Raw genomic sequence first — 16,887 nt, 5'->3', positions numbered from 1 at the left:
TGCGTCACCGTGTGGGATCGATCATCGTCATGCCTGCCACATTGGCCGTATCGAAACGGGGCAGCATCCCCGCGGCCTCATCCAGCCCGATCACCCGCTCGATGAGCTTTTGTGGTTCAAGCGCCCCGGATTCGATCAGGGCAAGCATTCCGGGGTAGTCTGCCGCAGCCATGCCGTGGCTTCCGAGGACCGCGAGTTCCCAGGCGATGACGCGGGCCATCGGAACCCGGGGGTGGCCGTCAACGGGCGGGAGGAGTCCGATCTGGACGTGCCTGCCGTGGCGGCGAAGACTGAGGAGTGCGTCCGCGCACGTCTGCTCGCTGCCGACGGCGTCAATGGAGACATGGCTTCCGCCCGTGATGGCGTGCACGCGTGCCGGGACGTCTGACCCGTCCGCGGCCAGGACATGGTCGGCACCCAGCGACGCCGCCACCTCGAGGGCGGCCGGGTTCCGGTCTACCGCCACGACGTTCCCGCCGAGCGCCTTTGCGATCATGACGGCGCTGAGGCCAACACCGCCGGCTCCCACAATGGTGACCCACTCACCGCTGGCCAGCCCGGCGCGGCCGGTGAGCGCACGGTACGCCGTGGCAAAACGGCACCCCAGGCTTGCCGCCGCCTCGAAGCTGACGCCGTCAGGGATGGCCACCAGGTTCGTATCCGCCGCGTGGACCACTACCTGCTCCGCAAAGGAGCCCCAGTGGGTGAATCCCGGCTGCTGCTGGTCCGGGCAAACCTGGGCGGCGCCCGCACGGCACCACCCGCAGGCTCCGCACCCTTCGACAAAGGGCGCCGTCACCCTGTCGCCAACCGCCCACTTGGTCACGCCCGAACCGACGGCGGCAACGACGCCCGCGAACTCGTGGCCCGGAACATGCGGCAGCACGATGTCGTCGTGGCCTGCCCAGGCATGCCAGTCACTGCGGCACAGGCCGGTAGCTGCAACAGTGATGGCTGCGCCGCCGGCAGGGAGCTCCGGAGCGGCGACCTCCTGAACGGACAGTGGGCCGGCTATCCGGTCCATGATCATCGCGCGCACAACGTCCTCCCGTATCGCTTTCTTTCCATGCCAACTCTAGAGAACGTTGATGGCAATGACGATGCCGATGATGATGGCCGCTGCGAGCCCCAGAATCATGTAAAGACCGGCCTTCATTGGGCTCGTCTGGACGGGCGCGCCCGTTCCCGGAAGGATCGCCTGCCAGGCCTTGATGATTTCGAGCCCCTCGTAGTACGAGAACATCATCAAAGCACTCCCGGCGACGCCTGCCGCCCCACCCAATCCCCCCGCAGGGCTCATGGCCGCACCCGCCGAGCCGGCGCGGTTGAGGGCTGTGCGGTCCTTGTAGTCGTCGGAGGCCGCCTTCATCTCCGCCTTCTGCTCCGGCGACGGGTCCGGCGACATGGAGGCCCCAACGCCCAGCAGGTCATACTTGCGGCCCTGGACTGTGACCACCATCGTTCCCATGCTGGTGAACCGGAATGACGCCTGCTGCACAGGCAAAGAGAGCACGCTCACTCCGGCAGCATCCACCATGCGGAACGTCCCGGAGGAATCCATACTGACTATCACGGGCACCGTCCTGGCTCCGTTGATCATGCTTTTGCGCCAGTACAGCAGGGACTTCATGGGGGTGGCAGGATCGGGTACTGGAATCGTCATGCCCACAGCTTAGGAGGAAATCCAGGCAGCTGGACGTAACGGACATGGGGAGTTCTCCCCGCCTGTCCGGTTTCCGGCACCCCTGGGGCTATGCCTCCCCCGTGGCTATCATCAGGCATGGGCAGAAGGAACTACCTCATTGAGGGCGGCTCAGGCACCGGCAAGACCTCAGTCTGCTACGAATTGCGGCGGCGCGGCTATCACGCCATCAACGGCGACCGCGAACTCGCCTACCAGGGTGACCCGCTGACGGGTGAACCAGTATCAGATGTCACCGGCGTGTGTGCGCACCATCATCACCTGTGGCGGGTGAACGACGTCAGGGCGCTGGCAGCAGACCGGCAGGAGGCACTGACGTTCTTCTGCGGAGGGTCGAGGAACCTCGCCGCGTTCATTGACCTGTTCGATGGCGTCTTCGTCCTCGAAGTGGACCAGGAGACCCTGGGGCGCCGCCTTAACGCGCGTCCGCAGGACGAATGGGGCGGGCGTGAGGCCGAACGGAAGCTGATTGAACACCTGCATGAAACGCGGGAGGAGATCCCGGCAGGTGGCATCGCCGTCGACGCCACCGCACCGCTCCCCCAGGTGGTCGACGACATCCTGCGCCGGGTCCAGCAGGCAGACCCGCAGTGACAGCCCCTGGCCGTACTGTCAGCGCACCACTTTACGGTGGCCGGCGTCCAACCGCTGCGTCCACCCCCGCGAATCGAGGTGCTCCAGCAGGGGAACCGCGGTCCGGCGCGTTGTCTCCAATGCCTGGCGTGCCTGGCTGGTGGTGAAGGGTTGTTCCAGGCCGGCGAGGGTGCGCATCGCAAGGGCCGGAGCCGTGGGCAGCAGCACCACGCCGTCACGCAGCCGCAGCAGGCGGCCCGTGCGTTCGGCGGCAGCAAGCTCCCGGATGCCTAAGCCCAGCCGGGCCAGTTCCTCGGATTCCGGCGCCTGAAACGCATGGGCGGTGAGCCGGCGCTCCAGCTCCGTGATTGCCGCCTCGATGGGGCCAAGGTTGCCCTCGCTGCCCGGAAGCCTGATGTGGCCCGCCGACTGTTCCAGGGCGGCCCCGCGGATGACGTGCGCAAGCAGCCTCTCATCGGGCAGTCGAAGAAGGTCGCGCGCTGCGCCCATGGAAAGGCCTGGGGCCAAGGGGTCGCGCTCCTGCAGAGCCTGGACGGCGTTGCGGAGCTGGTGCTGCCAGGCCTCAAGGACCGGAGCGTGCACCCACCAGTCATCGATGACCTTGACGCCCGGGTGCGTCCCGGCGTCGTTGCCCGACAGCAGCCCGAGCCGGCGCAGATGTTCCACCTGCACGGCCTTACGGGATGCCACCTCCCCCAGCACGTCTCCGGACGGGTCCATGCCCGCCAGCCGCTGGGCCCAGTGGGCGCCGTCACCGCGCCGCCGCAATTCCGGCGGATCGGCGTCGAGGATGCGTGCTCCGCCCAGCACCGAGCGGCTGCCGGGGTCCCGGAGTACCAGCCGGTCTCCCAGGACGAGAGGCAGGTGCCGGTCGAGGACGAGCCGGGCGTGGTCGGCGCCGAACGGACGCAGCCGGGCCGGCACTGATGCGGTGCCAACATGGACCATGAGCTGCTCCGGCACATCCGTATAGGCCACGCCGGTGGTCCGTTGGATGCCCACGACGCCGGTGGCTGGCCACGCGTCGGGGGTGAGAAGCGCGTCCCCGCGGCGAACGTCCGCAGCGGAAAGATCCCGCAGGTTCAGGGCAACACGGCTGACCGGCGCCACGGAAGGGTACGCGGTGTCGCGGCTTTGCAGGCCGCGGACGACGACGGACCTGGTTCCAAAGTGCCCCAGCAGGCTCAGCCGGTCGCCTTGGGCGATCGTTCCCGCTGCCAGCGTTCCGGTCACCACAGTGCCGGAACCTGTGATTGTGAACGAGCGGTCCACCCACAACCGGACCCGCCCTTCGGTGGTGGGATGGGGCACGTTGGCCAGGACGCCGTCGAGCGCTGAACGAAGGTCAGGCAGGCCGGTGCCGTCGATGGCGGACACGGCAACGGAGGGCGCATCCCGCAGGCCAGTTCCTGCCAGCTCAACGCGGGTCCGTGCCAGTACCTCTGCCACGCGCTGGCTGGACGCCCGGTCGGCCCGGCTGAGGACCACTACGCCGTGTTCGATGCCAAGAGCCGCCACGGCGTCCCGGTGGTCGCTCGACTGGGCCTGCCAGCCTTCGTCGGCTGCTACGACGAAACAGACCACGGGCGCGGGCCCGAGTCCGGCCAGCATGTTGCCCAGGAACCGTTCGTGGCCGGGGACGTCAACGAACGCAACATCCTGTCCGGACGGCAGCGTTGTCCAGGCGTATCCCAGGTCGATGGTCAGTCCGCGGCGCCGTTCTTCTTCCCAACGATCCGGCTCCATGCCGGTGAGGGCACGGACAAGGGTGCTCTTGCCGGAGTCCACATGCCCGGCGGTGGCAACGACGTGCACGCTCAGCCCACCCTGCCTGCGTTCGCGACGTCGAGGGTTGCCAGCGCGTGCCGTACCGCCTCGAGGACCCGGTCATCATCCGCGGCGGGAACGCAGCGCAGATCGATCAGGCAGGAGCCGTCGTGGACGCGCGGCAGCACAGCGGGATCGCCGGTACGCAGGAGCCGGGCCAGCCGTTCGGGGAGCCGGAGCGCCCAACCGGGCAGCGGAAAACCGGGGGCTCCCCCGCCGCCTACCCTGCCGTCATGCGGCACCACCGGTACTCCCAGTTCACGGGCCAGCCGCTCGGTGCGGCGCCGCAATTGCCCGGCGTCGGCGTGCAGCGCCTGCATGACGGGCGGCGTACCGCCCGCGACGGTCGCCTCAAGGGCTGCGAGGGCGAGTTTGTCGGCCCGCACGGCCCGGGCGAGCGGGTGTCGGGCCAGCCGGGTGATGACTTCCTTGCGGCCCAGCAGCAGGCCTGCCTGGGGTCCGCCCAGCAGTTTGTCGCCGCTGGCGATGACGACGTCGGCCCCGGCAGCCAGGGCGGAGGAAACATCGGGTTCATCAGGGAGGTGCGGGTCGGGTGCCAGCAGCCCGCTGCCAAGGTCGGCCACAAGGGATACCCCGTTTGCCTGTGCCAGCGGGCCAAGGTCGTGCAGCGGAACAGCGGACGTGAAACCGTCAACCCGGAAGTTGCTCGGATGGACCTTGAGGACGCAGCCTGTGTCGGGGCCGAGGGCTCCGGCGTAGTCGTGCAGGTGGGTGCGGTTGGTGGTGCCCACTTCCCGAAGCCTTGCCCCGGTCGATTCCATCAGGTCGGTGAGCCTGAAGCCGGCACCGATTTCGACGAGTTCGCCCCTGCTCACCACCACCTCCCGGCCGGCGGCCAGGGCTGTGGTGGCCAGCACCAGCGCAGCTGCACCGTTGTTGACCACCAGCGCGTCCTCGGCGGCGGGACAGGCGGCGAGCAGCGCCGCGCGGGTCCCTGCGCCCCGGCGGGAGCGGCTTCCGTCAGCCAGGTCGAGCTCCACGTCAACGTAGCCGCTGGCTGCGATAAGAGCTTCGACCGCAGCCGCCGAAAGGGGTGCCCGCCCCAGGTTGGTGTGGACGATGACGCCGGTTGCGTTCAGCACCGGACGCAGGGTGGTTGCCGTGCGGCGGGCGATGGCGGCCAGCAGGACCGGCTCAACCTGGTCCGGAGGGAGGTCGCCGCGCCGGGCCTGCTCCTGGATGTCCCGGACGAGTTCGCGGATCACACGCTCGTTCAGCCGGGTACGGGCCTCGCGGACGGCAGGCAGTGCCAGCAGGTCGTTGGTGCGGGGAATCAGGCGCCGGGGATCGACGTGGTCCACAGCCCTCCTCATATCGCGGCATCCATAGCCGAAAGTTGGCGGTGGCGGACGGGAATCGAACCCGCCAGGCCGAGATGCTCAGCCTCACCGGTTTTGAAGACCGGGGGGCCCACCAGGACCCGGACGCCACCGCGCCTCAATATAGCAGGGTTGGCTTGAGGGGTACGCTAGGCGGGTGAATGAGGCACAGACGTCCATCCAGCAACTCGAAGAGGCCGCCGTCGGCACGCTCCGGCTCACAGGCTACGCACATGGCGGGGGTTGTGCCTGCAAAATTCCGCCCGGAGAGCTGGAAGACGCGGTCCGCGGGCTGATCGGCCAGCCCGGTGCGGAGGTGTTGGTTGGCCTGGACAGCGGCGACGATGCCGCGGCCGTCCTGGTGCGCGATGACCTTGCGGTTTTGACCACTGCCGATTTCTTCACCCCTGTTGTCGACGACGCCTTTGACTGGGGCCGGATCGCTGCCGCCAATGCGCTCTCGGACATTTACGCCATGGGCGGCAGGCCGGTGACGGCCATCAACCTGGTCGGCTGGCCCCGTGATGTCCTGCCGATGGAACTGATGACGGAGGTCCTCCGGGGCGGGCTGAGTGTGGCGTCGGAGGCCGGTTGCCCCGTTCTTGGCGGCCATTCCATCGACGATCCGGAGCCAAAGTACGGCATGGCCGTCACCGGCGTGGCCCATCCCGACCGGCTGCTGCGCAATGACGCGGCCCAGCCCGGGTTGCCCATCACGCTCACCAAGCCGATCGGCGTCGGGCTTCTCAACAACCGGCACAAGACGACCGGTGGGGTCTTCGCCGAGGCGATAGAGACGATGGCGGCCCTCAACCGCGACGCCTCTGAGGCGGCGGTGGCCGCCGGCGTCCGTGCCGCGACGGACGTCACCGGCTTCGGCCTGCTGGGCCACCTCTACAAGATGGTCCGGGCCTCGGAAGTGGGCGCAGTGATAGACCTGAAGGCCGTACCGGTCATTGACGGAGCCCGCGAGGCGCTGCGCGACGGCTTTGTCTCCGGCGGGACCCGACGCAATCTCGACTGGGTGCGTCCGCACCTGGAGGCGGCGCCGGGCATCACCGGGGACGACCTGCTGCTGCTGGCCGATGCCCAGACTTCCGGCGGCCTGCTGGTGGTCGGCGAGCTGCCCGGGCACCCCGTCATCGGTCACACCACTGCCGGGCAGGGCATTCAGATCCGCTAAAACCCGGCGGCTGCTCAGCTGCCGGTGGTGATTGCGTCGCCGGTAACACCGGCCGCGCGGCGGGCCGCGAGGCGGTTTTTCTGCGGCTCGATCGTGTACCGCGGGTCCTTGGCAGAAGCCAGTCCTGCTTCGAACACGCCGAACCGGGTCAGTGCCGACGCAGTCAGCAAAGCCAGGCCTGAAGCAGCAGCTGCGACGCGGTTGCGGCCGCCCAGCAAGGTTCCCAGGCCGCCGGCAAGTGCCAGCCGCTCGCTCCACTTCAGCATGGCGCCTGCCTTGCCCTGGTGCAGGGGCTCGGCTGCGACCGGGTCCATCCGGCGCTCCATCACCTTCATGGCGACCACGTCGCCTATGACGCCGAGTACGGCGAGTTTCTGGGCGGGTCCAGTCTCGCGCACCGGTGTGGTGACCATGGCGAGTCCTGCCGAAGCGAGGCACGCGGAACTCACGAAGACAAAGGGCAGTTCCTCGTGGGCGGCGTTCCATGTGGGTGTGGCGGTGTCGCCGAGCAGTACCGCCGTGTAAGCCGCCAGCGGGCCCGCGAACACGGCAGCTTCAACGCCCGCGGGACCTTCGACAGCCTGCAGCACCTTGCGCAAGGGCCCCAGCGGCAGCCGGTTTCCGCTCAACCGGTCAATTTCCGCCACTGCCGAGACGCCCGCCCCGGCACTGAAGGCGCTGAGGACCCAGGAGCCCACACTCATCGGCGAGGTCACCTTGAAGGTCCGCAGCATATGCAGGAAACGCTCCGGCCTGCCCAGGTCCTTTACCAGGGCAACGGCCCCGGCACTTACTGCCGCCAAGGCGCCCAGCCGGGCATTCCGGCGGAGTACCGGCCGGCCGGTCAGCTGCCCGCCGAGGCCCAGCAGCGCCGAACCGGCCGCCACCCCGCCCAGGAACAGGTAAATGGCAACGTCATCGCCCCACGGTGCCGGCTTGACCACGGGACGGCCGTAATACGAGGTGAACTCCGGCTCCGGAACCATGGGCATTTCACGCGAACCATCGCCGTTGTCACGGCGGCGGCGCATCCCGGGTTTGCCGCCCTGCCGGCGGCGCCGGGCAGGCTCGGCCGGCCGGAAGTTGTCGAACTCGGAAAGGGTCACGCCCGTCCTCCCAGGAAAACCAGTGCTGCGGCCGCAGCCATGCCCGCTACTGCCATGCCTGCCCGCTTGTACATTTGCGGCAGGTCGGCAGTTGGGACACGTGGGTCCGGCGGAAGCCCGTACACCTCGGGCTCATCCAGCAGCAGGAAGACCGATCCGGTCCCGCCGACGCCGTCGTGCTCGTTCGCACCGTAAAGCCTCGCCTCTGTCATGCCCTGCGCGTGCAGCGCGGCCACCCGTTCCCGGGCCGTGTCCACCATGTCGTCGTGGTCGCCAAATTTGATGGACGTCGTCGGGCATGCCTTGGCGCAGGCGGGCGTCTCGTCGGCCACCAGCCGGTCGTAGCACAGGGTGCACTTCTGGGCGATGCCCTCGTTCGGAACGGAGGGGTGCTTGGCGTGCTGTTCCTCCCTGCTGGTGGCCACCTTGACGGTGCCGTTGCTTCGGCGCTCGATGACGCCGAAGGGGCATCCGGCGACGCAGGTTCCGCAGCCGTTGCAGACATCGTCCTGGACCACGACAGTGCCGAACTCGGTGCGGAAGAGCGCCCCGGTGGGGCAAACGTCAAGGCACCCGGCGTGGGTGCAGTGCTTGCAGACGTCCGAGGACATCAGCCACCGGAAGTCGGCCGTGTCCGGGGGCGTCGTATCCGCCCCTGCCAGGTCTGTCGCAGCGGACCCGGCCGGGGCGGGAGGGCCAATGCGGGGCATGCCCAGGCTGACCAGGGCCCGCCCGGACTCGCGTGCCTCGGCAATTCGTTCCTGGCCCTGCTCAATGAACGCGACATGCCGCCAGGTACTGGCGCCCAGTGATCCCGTGTTGTCGTAGGAAGAACCGAGCAGTTCGAGGTTTCCGTCCTGCGGGTTGTGGTTCCATTCCTTGCAGGCAACCTCGCAGGCCTTGCAGCCTATGCAGATAGACGTGTCAGTAAAGAACCCCTTGCGCGGATGATTGTGCTCCCAGTGGGCATCTGCGGTGGGGTCGGTCGGTCCGGACAGCTGGCCCATCTAGTTCTCCAACGTCTGGTCGGCGCCCGGCATGCTGCCCGTGGGCAGTGGCAATCCGGGCGGGGCGGTCTGTGCTTCAGGTGAGGCTGTGGCGGTGACGGTCATCAGCGCGGACCACCGTCCGCCCGGCCATCCCGGCCCTGGGAGGGTTTGATGCCTTCCGCCGCCGGATCAGTGACCGCTTGGTTACCGGTCTCTGTGGTGACTCCTGCCCGGACCTGGTACTCACTGACCAGGTCGAGAAGTTCCCGCCCGCGCGGCCTGCGGCCCGGCCGAATGTCACACGAGGCCACTTTGGACTCCTGGATCTGGACGTTGGGGTCCAGCGTCACACCCAGCAAATCGTTGGCCGCGTCGCCGCTGACCACGGCATTGCTGCCGACGCCCCAGTGGTAGGGCAGCCCGATCTGGTGCACGGTGTGCCCACCAACAGCCAGGGGCCGCATCCGGTCAGTGACCAGCACCTTCGCTTCGATGGCGGACCGGGCCGAGATGATCGTTGCCCACCCATAGGGCTCCAATCCCCGCTCAGCAGCCAGTTCCGGCGAGACCTCGCAGAACATCTCCGGTTGCAGCTCCGAAAGGTAGGGCAGCCAACGGCTCATCCCCCCTGCGGTGTGGTGCTCCGTGAGCCGATACGTGGTGAAGACGTACGGGTAGACGTCGACGCCATTGGTGCCGGCGCTTGGCGCACTGAGGTTATCCGACCGGGGGAACATCAGGCGTGCCGGGCTCTGCTGCTGCGGATACAGCGCGTTCGCCACGGGTGATTCCTGGGCCTCGTAATGCGTGGGAAGGGGCCCATCCACGAGGCCCTTAGGCGCAAACAACCAGCCCTTGCCGTCGGCCTGCATGATGAACGGATCATCCCCGCTGAGCGCGGCGGGGCCACCCACCGAGGGATCGGGTTTGCTGCCGGGGGCGAGAGTCGGCGGGAAGTCGGGGACGTCGTCGCCGACCCACTTACCCTGCTCCTCGTCCCACCAGATGTATTTCTTGCGTTCGCTCCACGGCTTGCCGGCCGGGTCAGCGGACGCGCGGTTGTACAGGATCCGTCGGTTGGCCGGCCACGCCCAGCCCCACTCGGTCGCCGCGGGGCCCTGCTCCTGGCCCGGCTTCCGGTCGGCGGCGTGGTTGATCCCCTCGGCGTAGACACCGGTGTAGATCCAGCAACCCGCCGTCGTGGAACCGTCGGCACGGAGTTCGGTATAGGCGGAAAGGGGCTTGCCGGCATCCGGGCCGGTCAGGTGCCGGCCGTTGATCTCGGCAAGAACCGCCTCCGGGTCCGGATCGCCGTGCTCGTCCGTGGGGTAGTCCCACGTCAGGTCCAACAGCGGCCGGTCCCGTTCGTCGTCCGAGCCTGCCAACTTCTCCTGAATCCGCTTACCCAGTTCGTAGAAGAACTGCAGTTCGCTCTGGCACTCCCCGGGCGGGGCCACCGCCTGGTGGCGCCACTGCAGCAGCCGCTGGGTCTGGGTAAAGGACCCGGCCTTCTCCACGTGGGTTGCCGCCGGCAGGAAAAAGACTTCGGTCTCGATATCCTCGGTGCGGAGCTCGCCGGATTCAATCTCCGGGCCGTCCTTCCACCAGGTTGCCGACTCGATCATGTTCAGGTCGCGGACCACCAGCCACTTCAGGTGGGACATGCCGAGGCGCTGCATCCGACCATGGGCCGAGCCCACCGCCGGGTTTTGGCCGAGCAGGAAGTAGCCTTCCACCTCGTCCCGCAGCATGCTCATTACGGTTTCGTAGGTCCCATGCGCACCGGTCAGCCGGGGCAGGTAGTCGTACGCCCAGTCGTTGTCCGCGGTCGCCGCGTCACCCCACCATGCCTTGAGGAGGCTGATGGTGTACGCGTCGGCGTTGGCCCAGAACCCCTTTTGGTTCTTCGAGGCGTTCGCCGCCAGGTACTCCTCCAGAGTGTCGTGGCGGCCGGCGCTTGGCATGGGCAGGTACCCGGGCAACAGGTTGAACAGCGTCGGAATGTCGGTGGAGCCCTGGATGCTGGCATGGCCGCGCAGGGCCATGATCCCGCCGCCGGGGCGACCCACGTTCCCCAGCAGTAACTGGAGGATGGCCGCGGCCCGGATGAACTGAGCCCCGAGGGAGTGCTGGGTCCATCCCACGGCGTAGGCGAAGCAGGTGGTCCGGTCGCGGCCGGAGTTCTCCGTAATGGCCTTCGCCAAGTAGGCAAAGTCCGCTTCGCTGATGCCGCACATGTCGCGCACCATCTCCGGGGTGTAGCGGGCGTAGTGCCGCTTCACGATCTGGAAGACGGTCCGGGGGTTCTGGAGTGAGTCGTCCCGCAGCACCTCGGCGTGTTCGAGGGGCGGGCCGCCGCTGCCGAAGGCGTCGCCGGCGGCCCGAGCCCCGGCGTCGGCGCCGTGTTCCGGGCCGGCCGGTTCGCCAATGGCGCCGTCCTCGGCTTCGTCATAGGCCCAGGACGAGTTGTCGTAGGCGCCCTTTTCCGGGTCGAACCCGGAGAACAGCCCGCCAAGGTCCTCGGCGTCGCGGTAGTCCTCGTGGACCAGCGTGGCAGCGTTGGTGTACGCGGTGACGTACTCCTTGAACCACAGGTCATTCGTGAGGACATAGTTGATGAGTGCGCCAAGGAGCACCACGTCAGAGCCGGCACGGATGGGAATGTGCTTATCTGAGACGGCTGAGGTCCGCGTGAACCGCGGGTCCACGTGGATGACCTTCGCTCCGCGGGCTTTAGCCTCCGCCACCCACTGGTATCCCACGGGATGGCACTCGGCCATGTTGGACCCCTGGATGACGATGCAGTCGGCGTTGGCCATGTCCTGCAGTGATTGCGTTGCACCACCGCGTCCAAACGAGGCTCCCAAACTGGGAACCGTGGCGGAGTGTCATATGCGGGCCTGGTTCTCGGTCTGCACCGCCCCTGCGGCTGTAAAGAGCTTCTTGATCAGGTAGTTTTCTTCGTTATCCAGGGTGGCGCCGCCAAGCGAGGCGATGCCCATGGTGCGGCGAAGAAGCCGGCCCTGGTCGTCTTCCTGCTGCCAGGTCCTGCGGCGCGACTCGATGAACCGGTCCGCCACCATCTCGACGGCGGTGGCCAAGTCCAGGTGCTCCCACTCCTTGGAGCGCGGCGCACGGTAAAGCACTTTGGTCTGCCGGCCGGGTGAATTGACCAGCTGCTCGCTGGCAGAGCCCTTGGGGCACAGCCGGCCGCGCGAGATGGGTGAGTCCGGATCGCCCTCGATCTGGACCACTTTTTCGTCCTTGACGTAGACACGCTGCCCGCAACCGACTGCGCAGTACGGACACACGCTCTGGACGACGCGGTCAGCAGTAGCTGTGCGCGGGACGATGGCCTTGGTCTTGGCCGAGGTGACTGCGGGCCCACGGCCCAGCAGATCCCCCGTACTCAGCTGACGGACGACCGGCCATTGAAGAAAACTTCGCGGTGCCATTTCTGGAGCATATCCCGAAGCTTGCCCAAAGCAACAGGTCAACCCTGGGCGTGTCCTTCCCTTCCCGGGTACAACATGGACCGGCGAGTACCAGGCCAGCCAACTGCGCAGTGTGTGCTGCGGCAACCTTGGCACCCGCTGCGGTCACACCGCCTGGGCAGTATGTGCTGGCGCGGTCTTTGGAGGGAGGTCGTTGGCCTCTGGCCGGCGTGACTGCAGAATGCGAGAGTTGGAGCCGTGTCCGATGACGTCTCCGGTTCCCCGCCCGCGGAGGAAGCTGTCGGCAGCCGACGAAGGGTCAGCGACATGTTCCGTGCCCTGCACGAGCGGAACTTCGCGTTGTTCTGGACTGGCCAGCTTGTGTCCGGAACCGGGACATGGATGCAGACAGTCGCGATGGCTTGGCTGGTGCTGACCATCAGCAAGTCGGCCGCGGTTCTGGGCTTGGTTACCACGCTTCAGTTCCTGCCGATGTTGCTGTTTGTGCTTCCGGCGGGGGTGGTCGCAGACCGGATATCGAAATGGAAGATCCTTCTGGCTGCCCAGACATTGGCGGCGCTCCAGGCGTTTGTGCTCGGTTCCCTGCTCCTGGGAGGAACACCGGAGATCTGGCAATTGGCCGTTCTTGCTGCCGCGCTGGGTCTTTCCAATGCATTCAATAATCCGGCCCAGCAGGCGTTCATTGCCGAAATGGTGGGTGGATCCCTGACGGCAGATGCAGTGGCCGTGAACAGTGTCCAGTTCAACGCAACACGGATGATCGGTTCCGGATTGGGTGGAGTGGCCGTCGCCCAACTGCCGGCTTACGCGGTTTTCTTCATCAATGGCGCAAGCTTCGGGGCATCCCTGCTGGCCCTTGTCCTCATGCGCCGGTCGGATCTGCGCAAGGTCCACGGGGAGAACGCCAAGGGGCTGGGGGCATTGCGGGAGGGCTTGGGGTTCGCGTTCCGGACGCCGCCAGTGTTCTTCATCCTCGGAAGCCTGGCCATCGTTGGGACTCTGGGTTTCAACTGGCCCGTGGCTGGACCGTTGATCGCAGACCGGCTGCTTGGCATCGGTCCTGATGGATTTGGGGCCCTCATGTCGGCCCTGGGTGTTGGGTCATTGGCTGCCGGGTTAGGTCTGGTTGTTTTTGGCGGTGGGACGGAACACAGGATCATCGTTTCAGGGGCGTTGCTGGCGGTCTTCCTTACCGGGCTGGGAATTTCGCCGTCCTATCCACTGAGTCTTGCGCTGATGTTCCTCGCCGGACTGAGCGGCACAACATTTACCACCACAGTCAACGCGCGCCTGCAGAGCCTGGTGCCGGACCGGCTCCGCGGACGCATCATGAGTCTTTTCGTCCTTCTGCTGATCGGCAGCACCCCAGTGGGTGCCTCGCTTCTTGGTCTGGGCGCCGAAACGCTGGGCGCCACTGCCACGCTTGTCCTGTTCGGAGTTAGTTCCGGACTCGGGCTTGGCGTTATGGTGTTGGTCCACCGACTGCGCACGGTGGGCAGGGACGAACGGTGAGCAGGTGCAGGTCCTTCCTCATCGCACGCTTCACGCCGATACGGCTAACTAGTCAACAGCAAAGCGAGGCGAAGGTTGCAGCAGGATCACAGCTTTGACGACGGCGGTGCGGTGAACCAACACGCCGCAGATCCGGGCGATTCGCCCAGGGCCCCGACGATCGACGACCTGCTGTTTGAGAGCCGGTTGGGACTTGAGCGTGTTCACCCCTCGGACCTTGGCGCGGAGATGGCAGCCGGCGCCGTTGTCGTCGACACGCGCCCCGTCGAACAGTGCGACCGCGACGGTGACCTCCCGGGAGCCGTGGTCATTGACCGCAACGTTCTCGAATGGCGGCTCGATCCGGCCAGTGCGCACCGGCTTCCGATGGCTGACGACTACGCCCGGCGGATCGTGGTGGTGTGCAATGAGGGCTACAGCTCCAGCCTTGCTGCCCACACCCTCCAACGGCTGGGCCTTACCCGCGCGACCGACCTCATCGGCGGCTTCCAAGCCTGGGCGGCGCTGCAGGGCCGTTCCTAGGATTCCCGTTCCGCAGACCTACCGCCAGGAGCCAGCTCCTCCCGGCTGCGTAAGTACCAACGGCCTGGAGCTGCCCGTACCCGTCCACTTCGTTGAGCGCGGGGAACGCCGTGTTCTTTAGTGGCCGGTTCCGGGCAACCCCACCCATCCTGCTGTCATGGAGGTGACCCGGCCGCCGTCGAGGTCGTTGAGCTTTCTGGCGACAAAGTCGCGGGCCCATTTGGATGTTTGGATCCGGAAGGCTGGAGACGTTGCCTGCAACGTCTCCAGCACGACGTTGGCGACGTCCTCCGGCACCTGTGCATTGGCACTGGCGAACTGCCGCCGGGTTTGATGATGTAGACACGAACTCCGGCGCTCTTGGCTACCGGCTGGAGGCTTTCCAGGAAACCCTCGACGGCCATCTTGGCCGCGCAATACGCCTCGTTGAACGGCTGCCCCACAGCTCCCCAACGCAACTGATGGTGATAACCCGGCCGCCGCTCCCCCTGAGAAGTGGCATAAACGGCCGTGTCGTGGCGACGACCCCGAAGTAGTTAACTTCGATCGCGTCACGGAAGTCCTTCATCTCCAGACCCTCAAGGGATCCCACAGTTGCACTGCCGGCGTTGTTGATCAGCGCATCCAGCCTGCCGTAGGTGTTGCGGCAGTAATTGGATTCCCGCTCAATGGTGGCCGCATCAGTGAGTCCAAGAGGCGAATGTCCAACTCCACCCCAGCATCTGCCGCCTCCGCGCGAAGCGCGTCAACCCCTTCCGGCTTACGGATCGTTGCAATGGTCCTGTGCCAGACAAGAACAAGGTGATGATGAAGGGGCCGGTAAAGTGAAGCTGGAACCCCGACGAAGGAGCCATGAACCTTGAATATCAAGACCGCCGTGCCGATTGCTCTCACGGGGTTGACCCTCTGCCTGGCCGCCTGCTCCACCGAGGCTCCGAAGGAGAGTTCCAGCACGGGCCCATCTACCCCGGGACAACAGAGCCCCACTGCCACCTCGGGGTGGGCATTTGTGCCTGCCAACGGGGCAGCCGGCATCAAAGCCGCGGGGCTTGACGTCCTTTCTGCAGAAGGCAGCGCGGAGCACATCCACGCCCACCTGGATGTGATCTCCGATGGTCACACAGTACCCGTGCCCGCCGACATCGGCTTCAGCTTCGGTTCCAACGGACAGCCCAACGGGATCTCGGCATTGCACACCCATGACCCCTCCGGGATTATCCACATCGAAGCACCTACCGCTGGTGCTACCTACACTCTCGGTCAGGTTCTTACCGAGTGGGGTGTCCTGGACGGGAAAGACAGCACGCCGGGAAGCGCCCACTCCAGCACCAACGACTGGCAGGTCTACGTCAACGGGACCCAGCGGCCGGGTGACCCTAAAGACACGCCACTTCGATCCCACGACGAAATCCTGCTGGTTCACGGAGCCGCGCCTGCAACAGTTCCCAGTTCCTACAGCTTCCCCAGTGGCTACTGACCCCGCAGCCGCCCCTAGTTCCCAGGAACCGTACAACCCCACCCACAGCAGGTGGACCGCCCTTTAGCCACTTATTCACATGTCCAGGCGGGGACTCCACCCGCATTCCAGTCCTCGCCTGTGCCGGGGCCGGAGCTAGTGAACGGCGAGCCCCAGAACCGTCGCTGCCGGCAATAAGACCAAGAGTGGCCGGGTGAGTCTGCCGTACCGGGTGTACCTCCCGCGCGTAATGCCGAGGGCAAGCAGGTAAATGAGGTTGAGGACCAGAGTCAGCCCTAAGAGAAGAATCAGTAGGTACGTCAGGAGCAAGCCGGTCCAAAACAGCGCTTCCCCTTCCTGGCCGGAGGAGATTATCGGGAGCAGAAAGCGGATCGAAAGAACAGCGAGCAGTGATAGGCCATCAGCGCCCAGGACAGTACTGCGGAGTACCGCCATGCCGTTGGAGACCGGCCGTTCAGTCACGTATTCACTCCTCGGGCTCACAGCGGGCATCGCCCGTCTGAGAGCGAGCATAGTGCCCGCTTCCCGGCAACTGGTGCGGTCTCCACGGCCAATCGCGCCGGGCCTGACAGCCAGGAGCCCGGAATGCAACGGATGATGAAGTGTTCGGGTCGGAGGGACGGCTGGTGACCATTCAAGCCCCGCTTCGCCCGGAGTTCGCTGTTGCGGGTTACATCAGGAGATGTAGGCGCCGTTGGGACCAACGTGGATAACGCCACCCTGGTAATTTTGGGCGACGCTTCCGTCGTTTCCGGTGGCGTACTCATCACTTGTCGGGTAGCCGAGCCGACCCGATTCAAATCCTGTCGAGGCCCAGATGGATCGGATTGCCCCAAGAGAGAAGTGCGCTCCAGTAGCCGGTGACCAGATGATGGCCCCGCCCTGGTAGTTCTGGTAGATGCCGCCGTCGCGCAGGCCGGCTACTTCGTCGGTGGTCGGGTATCCCAGGCGCCCGCCCTCGAATCCTGTTGCCGCCCACTCGCCCCGGATTGACCCGACAGAAATGTGCGCTCCAGTAGCCGGCGACCAGATGATGGCCCCACCCTGATAGTTCTGATAAACGCCGCCGTCACGCAGACCAGCGACTTCGTCGGTGGTCGGGTATCCCAGGCGCCCGCCCTCGAATCCTGTTGCCGCCCACTCGCCCCGGATTGACCCGACAGAAATGTGCGCTCCAGTA

At 66.5% G+C, this 16,887-nt stretch carries 14 protein-coding genes, 1 tRNA gene and 2 pseudogenes; 5 read left to right on the top strand and 12 right to left on the bottom strand.

The annotated features are described in order from the left end of the window. Positions 1 to 4 precede the first annotated feature (4 nt). Positions 5 to 1,039 carry a zinc-dependent alcohol dehydrogenase family protein gene (locus AB0313_RS00215; RefSeq protein WP_366302842.1) on the bottom strand — a complete coding sequence of 345 codons (1,035 nt, stop codon included), beginning with the start codon at positions 1,037 to 1,039 and terminating at the stop codon, positions 5 to 7. A gap of 36 nt (positions 1,040 to 1,075) precedes the next feature. Beyond that, complete coding sequence (locus AB0313_RS00210) at positions 1,076 to 1,663, bottom strand: hypothetical protein (protein ID WP_366302840.1); 588 nt, start codon at positions 1,661 to 1,663, stop codon at positions 1,076 to 1,078. A gap of 117 nt (positions 1,664 to 1,780) precedes the next feature. Here AB0313_RS00210 and AB0313_RS00205 point away from each other — a divergent pair, with 117 nt between their 5' ends. After that, positions 1,781 to 2,296, top strand: coding sequence for a nucleoside kinase (locus AB0313_RS00205; protein ID WP_366302838.1), 516 nt, complete (start codon positions 1,781 to 1,783; stop codon positions 2,294 to 2,296). 18 nt (positions 2,297 to 2,314) lie between these two features. Here AB0313_RS00205 and selB read toward each other — a convergent pair whose 3' ends face one another. The 3 genes from selB to AB0313_RS00190 form a co-directional block, all read right to left on the bottom strand. Next, entirely contained in the window at positions 2,315 to 4,111 is a 1,797-nt protein-coding gene (gene selB, locus AB0313_RS00200) for a selenocysteine-specific translation elongation factor (protein ID WP_366302836.1), read from the bottom strand. 2 nt (positions 4,112 to 4,113) lie between these two features. Further along, entirely contained in the window at positions 4,114 to 5,445 is a 1,332-nt protein-coding gene (gene selA / locus AB0313_RS00195) for an L-seryl-tRNA(Sec) selenium transferase (protein ID WP_366302834.1), read from the bottom strand. Positions 5,446 to 5,481: 36 nt separating this feature from the next. Continuing rightward, positions 5,482 to 5,576: transfer RNA gene (locus tag AB0313_RS00190), tRNA-Sec, on the bottom strand. A gap of 44 nt (positions 5,577 to 5,620) precedes the next feature. On the opposite strand from AB0313_RS00190, the gene selD reads away from it, so the two are divergent. Beyond that, positions 5,621 to 6,646: a selenide, water dikinase SelD gene (selD, locus tag AB0313_RS00185; RefSeq protein ID WP_366302832.1), complete on the top strand. Its 1,026-nt coding sequence runs from the start codon at positions 5,621 to 5,623 to the stop codon at positions 6,644 to 6,646. A 14-nt stretch (positions 6,647 to 6,660) separates the two neighbouring features. Here the strand turns inward: selD and nrfD are convergent, their stop codons facing one another. From nrfD to fdh, 3 genes are all read right to left on the bottom strand, one after another. Further along, complete coding sequence (gene nrfD, locus AB0313_RS00180; protein WP_366302830.1) at positions 6,661 to 7,752, bottom strand: NrfD/PsrC family molybdoenzyme membrane anchor subunit; 1,092 nt, start codon at positions 7,750 to 7,752, stop codon at positions 6,661 to 6,663. Continuing rightward, positions 7,749 to 8,759 (bottom strand): 4Fe-4S dicluster domain-containing protein, encoded by a 1,011-nt coding sequence (locus tag AB0313_RS00175; RefSeq protein WP_366302828.1) that lies wholly within the window; start codon positions 8,757 to 8,759, stop codon positions 7,749 to 7,751. Before AB0313_RS00175 ends, nrfD begins: the two co-directional genes overlap by 4 nt. Before the next feature lie 104 nt (positions 8,760 to 8,863). Next, positions 8,864 to 12,196 carry a formate dehydrogenase gene (gene fdh, locus AB0313_RS00170; RefSeq protein WP_366302826.1) on the bottom strand — a complete coding sequence of 1,111 codons (3,333 nt, stop codon included), beginning with the start codon at positions 12,194 to 12,196 and terminating at the stop codon, positions 8,864 to 8,866. 237 nt (positions 12,197 to 12,433) lie between these two features. On the opposite strand from fdh, the gene AB0313_RS00165 reads away from it, so the two are divergent. Further along, a complete protein-coding gene (locus AB0313_RS00165; RefSeq protein WP_141941091.1) occupies positions 12,434 to 13,708 on the top strand; it encodes an MFS transporter in 1,275 nt (424 codons plus the stop codon). A 75-nt stretch (positions 13,709 to 13,783) separates the two neighbouring features. Next, positions 13,784 to 14,230: a rhodanese-like domain-containing protein gene (locus tag AB0313_RS00160; protein WP_366302824.1), complete on the top strand. Its 447-nt coding sequence runs from the start codon at positions 13,784 to 13,786 to the stop codon at positions 14,228 to 14,230. Positions 14,231 to 14,347: 117 nt separating this feature from the next. On the opposite strand, the gene AB0313_RS00155 is transcribed toward AB0313_RS00160, so the two are convergent. Both AB0313_RS00155 and AB0313_RS00150 read right to left on the bottom strand, forming a co-directional pair. Then, positions 14,348 to 14,527, bottom strand: coding sequence for a hypothetical protein (locus tag AB0313_RS00155; protein ID WP_366302822.1), 180 nt, complete (start codon positions 14,525 to 14,527; stop codon positions 14,348 to 14,350). A gap of 65 nt (positions 14,528 to 14,592) precedes the next feature. Further along, positions 14,593 to 14,858: pseudogene (locus tag AB0313_RS00150) on the bottom strand (SDR family NAD(P)-dependent oxidoreductase); the annotation flags it as partial. Positions 14,859 to 15,089: 231 nt separating this feature from the next. Here AB0313_RS00150 and AB0313_RS00145 point away from each other — a divergent pair. After that, positions 15,090 to 15,707 carry a hypothetical protein gene (locus AB0313_RS00145; protein ID WP_366302820.1) on the top strand — a complete coding sequence of 206 codons (618 nt, stop codon included), beginning with the start codon at positions 15,090 to 15,092 and terminating at the stop codon, positions 15,705 to 15,707. Between the two features lie 135 nt (positions 15,708 to 15,842). Here the strand turns inward: AB0313_RS00145 and AB0313_RS00140 are convergent, their stop codons facing one another. Together AB0313_RS00140 and AB0313_RS00135 are read right to left on the bottom strand one after the other, a co-directional pair. Then, positions 15,843 to 16,169: a hypothetical protein gene (locus AB0313_RS00140; protein ID WP_141941085.1), complete on the bottom strand. Its 327-nt coding sequence runs from the start codon at positions 16,167 to 16,169 to the stop codon at positions 15,843 to 15,845. A gap of 213 nt (positions 16,170 to 16,382) precedes the next feature. After that, positions 16,383 to 16,887: pseudogene (locus tag AB0313_RS00135) on the bottom strand (hypothetical protein); the annotation flags it as partial.

Source organism: Pseudarthrobacter sp. NPDC080039 (assembly GCF_040702335.1).
Taxonomy (GTDB): Bacteria; Actinomycetota; Actinomycetes; order Actinomycetales; family Micrococcaceae; genus Arthrobacter; species Arthrobacter enclensis_A.
This window is presented reverse-complemented; position numbering and strand designations above follow the sequence as displayed.

Excerpts from the sequence above, each read along its gene's own strand:
- AB0313_RS00210 (WP_366302840.1), bottom strand. The coding sequence starts at position 1,663 with ATGACGATTCCAGTACCCGATCCTGCCACCCCCATGAAGTCCCTGCTG.
- AB0313_RS00205 (WP_366302838.1), top strand. The coding sequence starts at position 1,781 with ATGGGCAGAAGGAACTACCTCATTGAGGGCGGCTCAGGCACCGGCAAG.
- AB0313_RS00175 (WP_366302828.1), bottom strand. The coding sequence starts at position 8,759 with ATGGGCCAGCTGTCCGGACCGACCGACCCCACCGCAGATGCCCACTGG.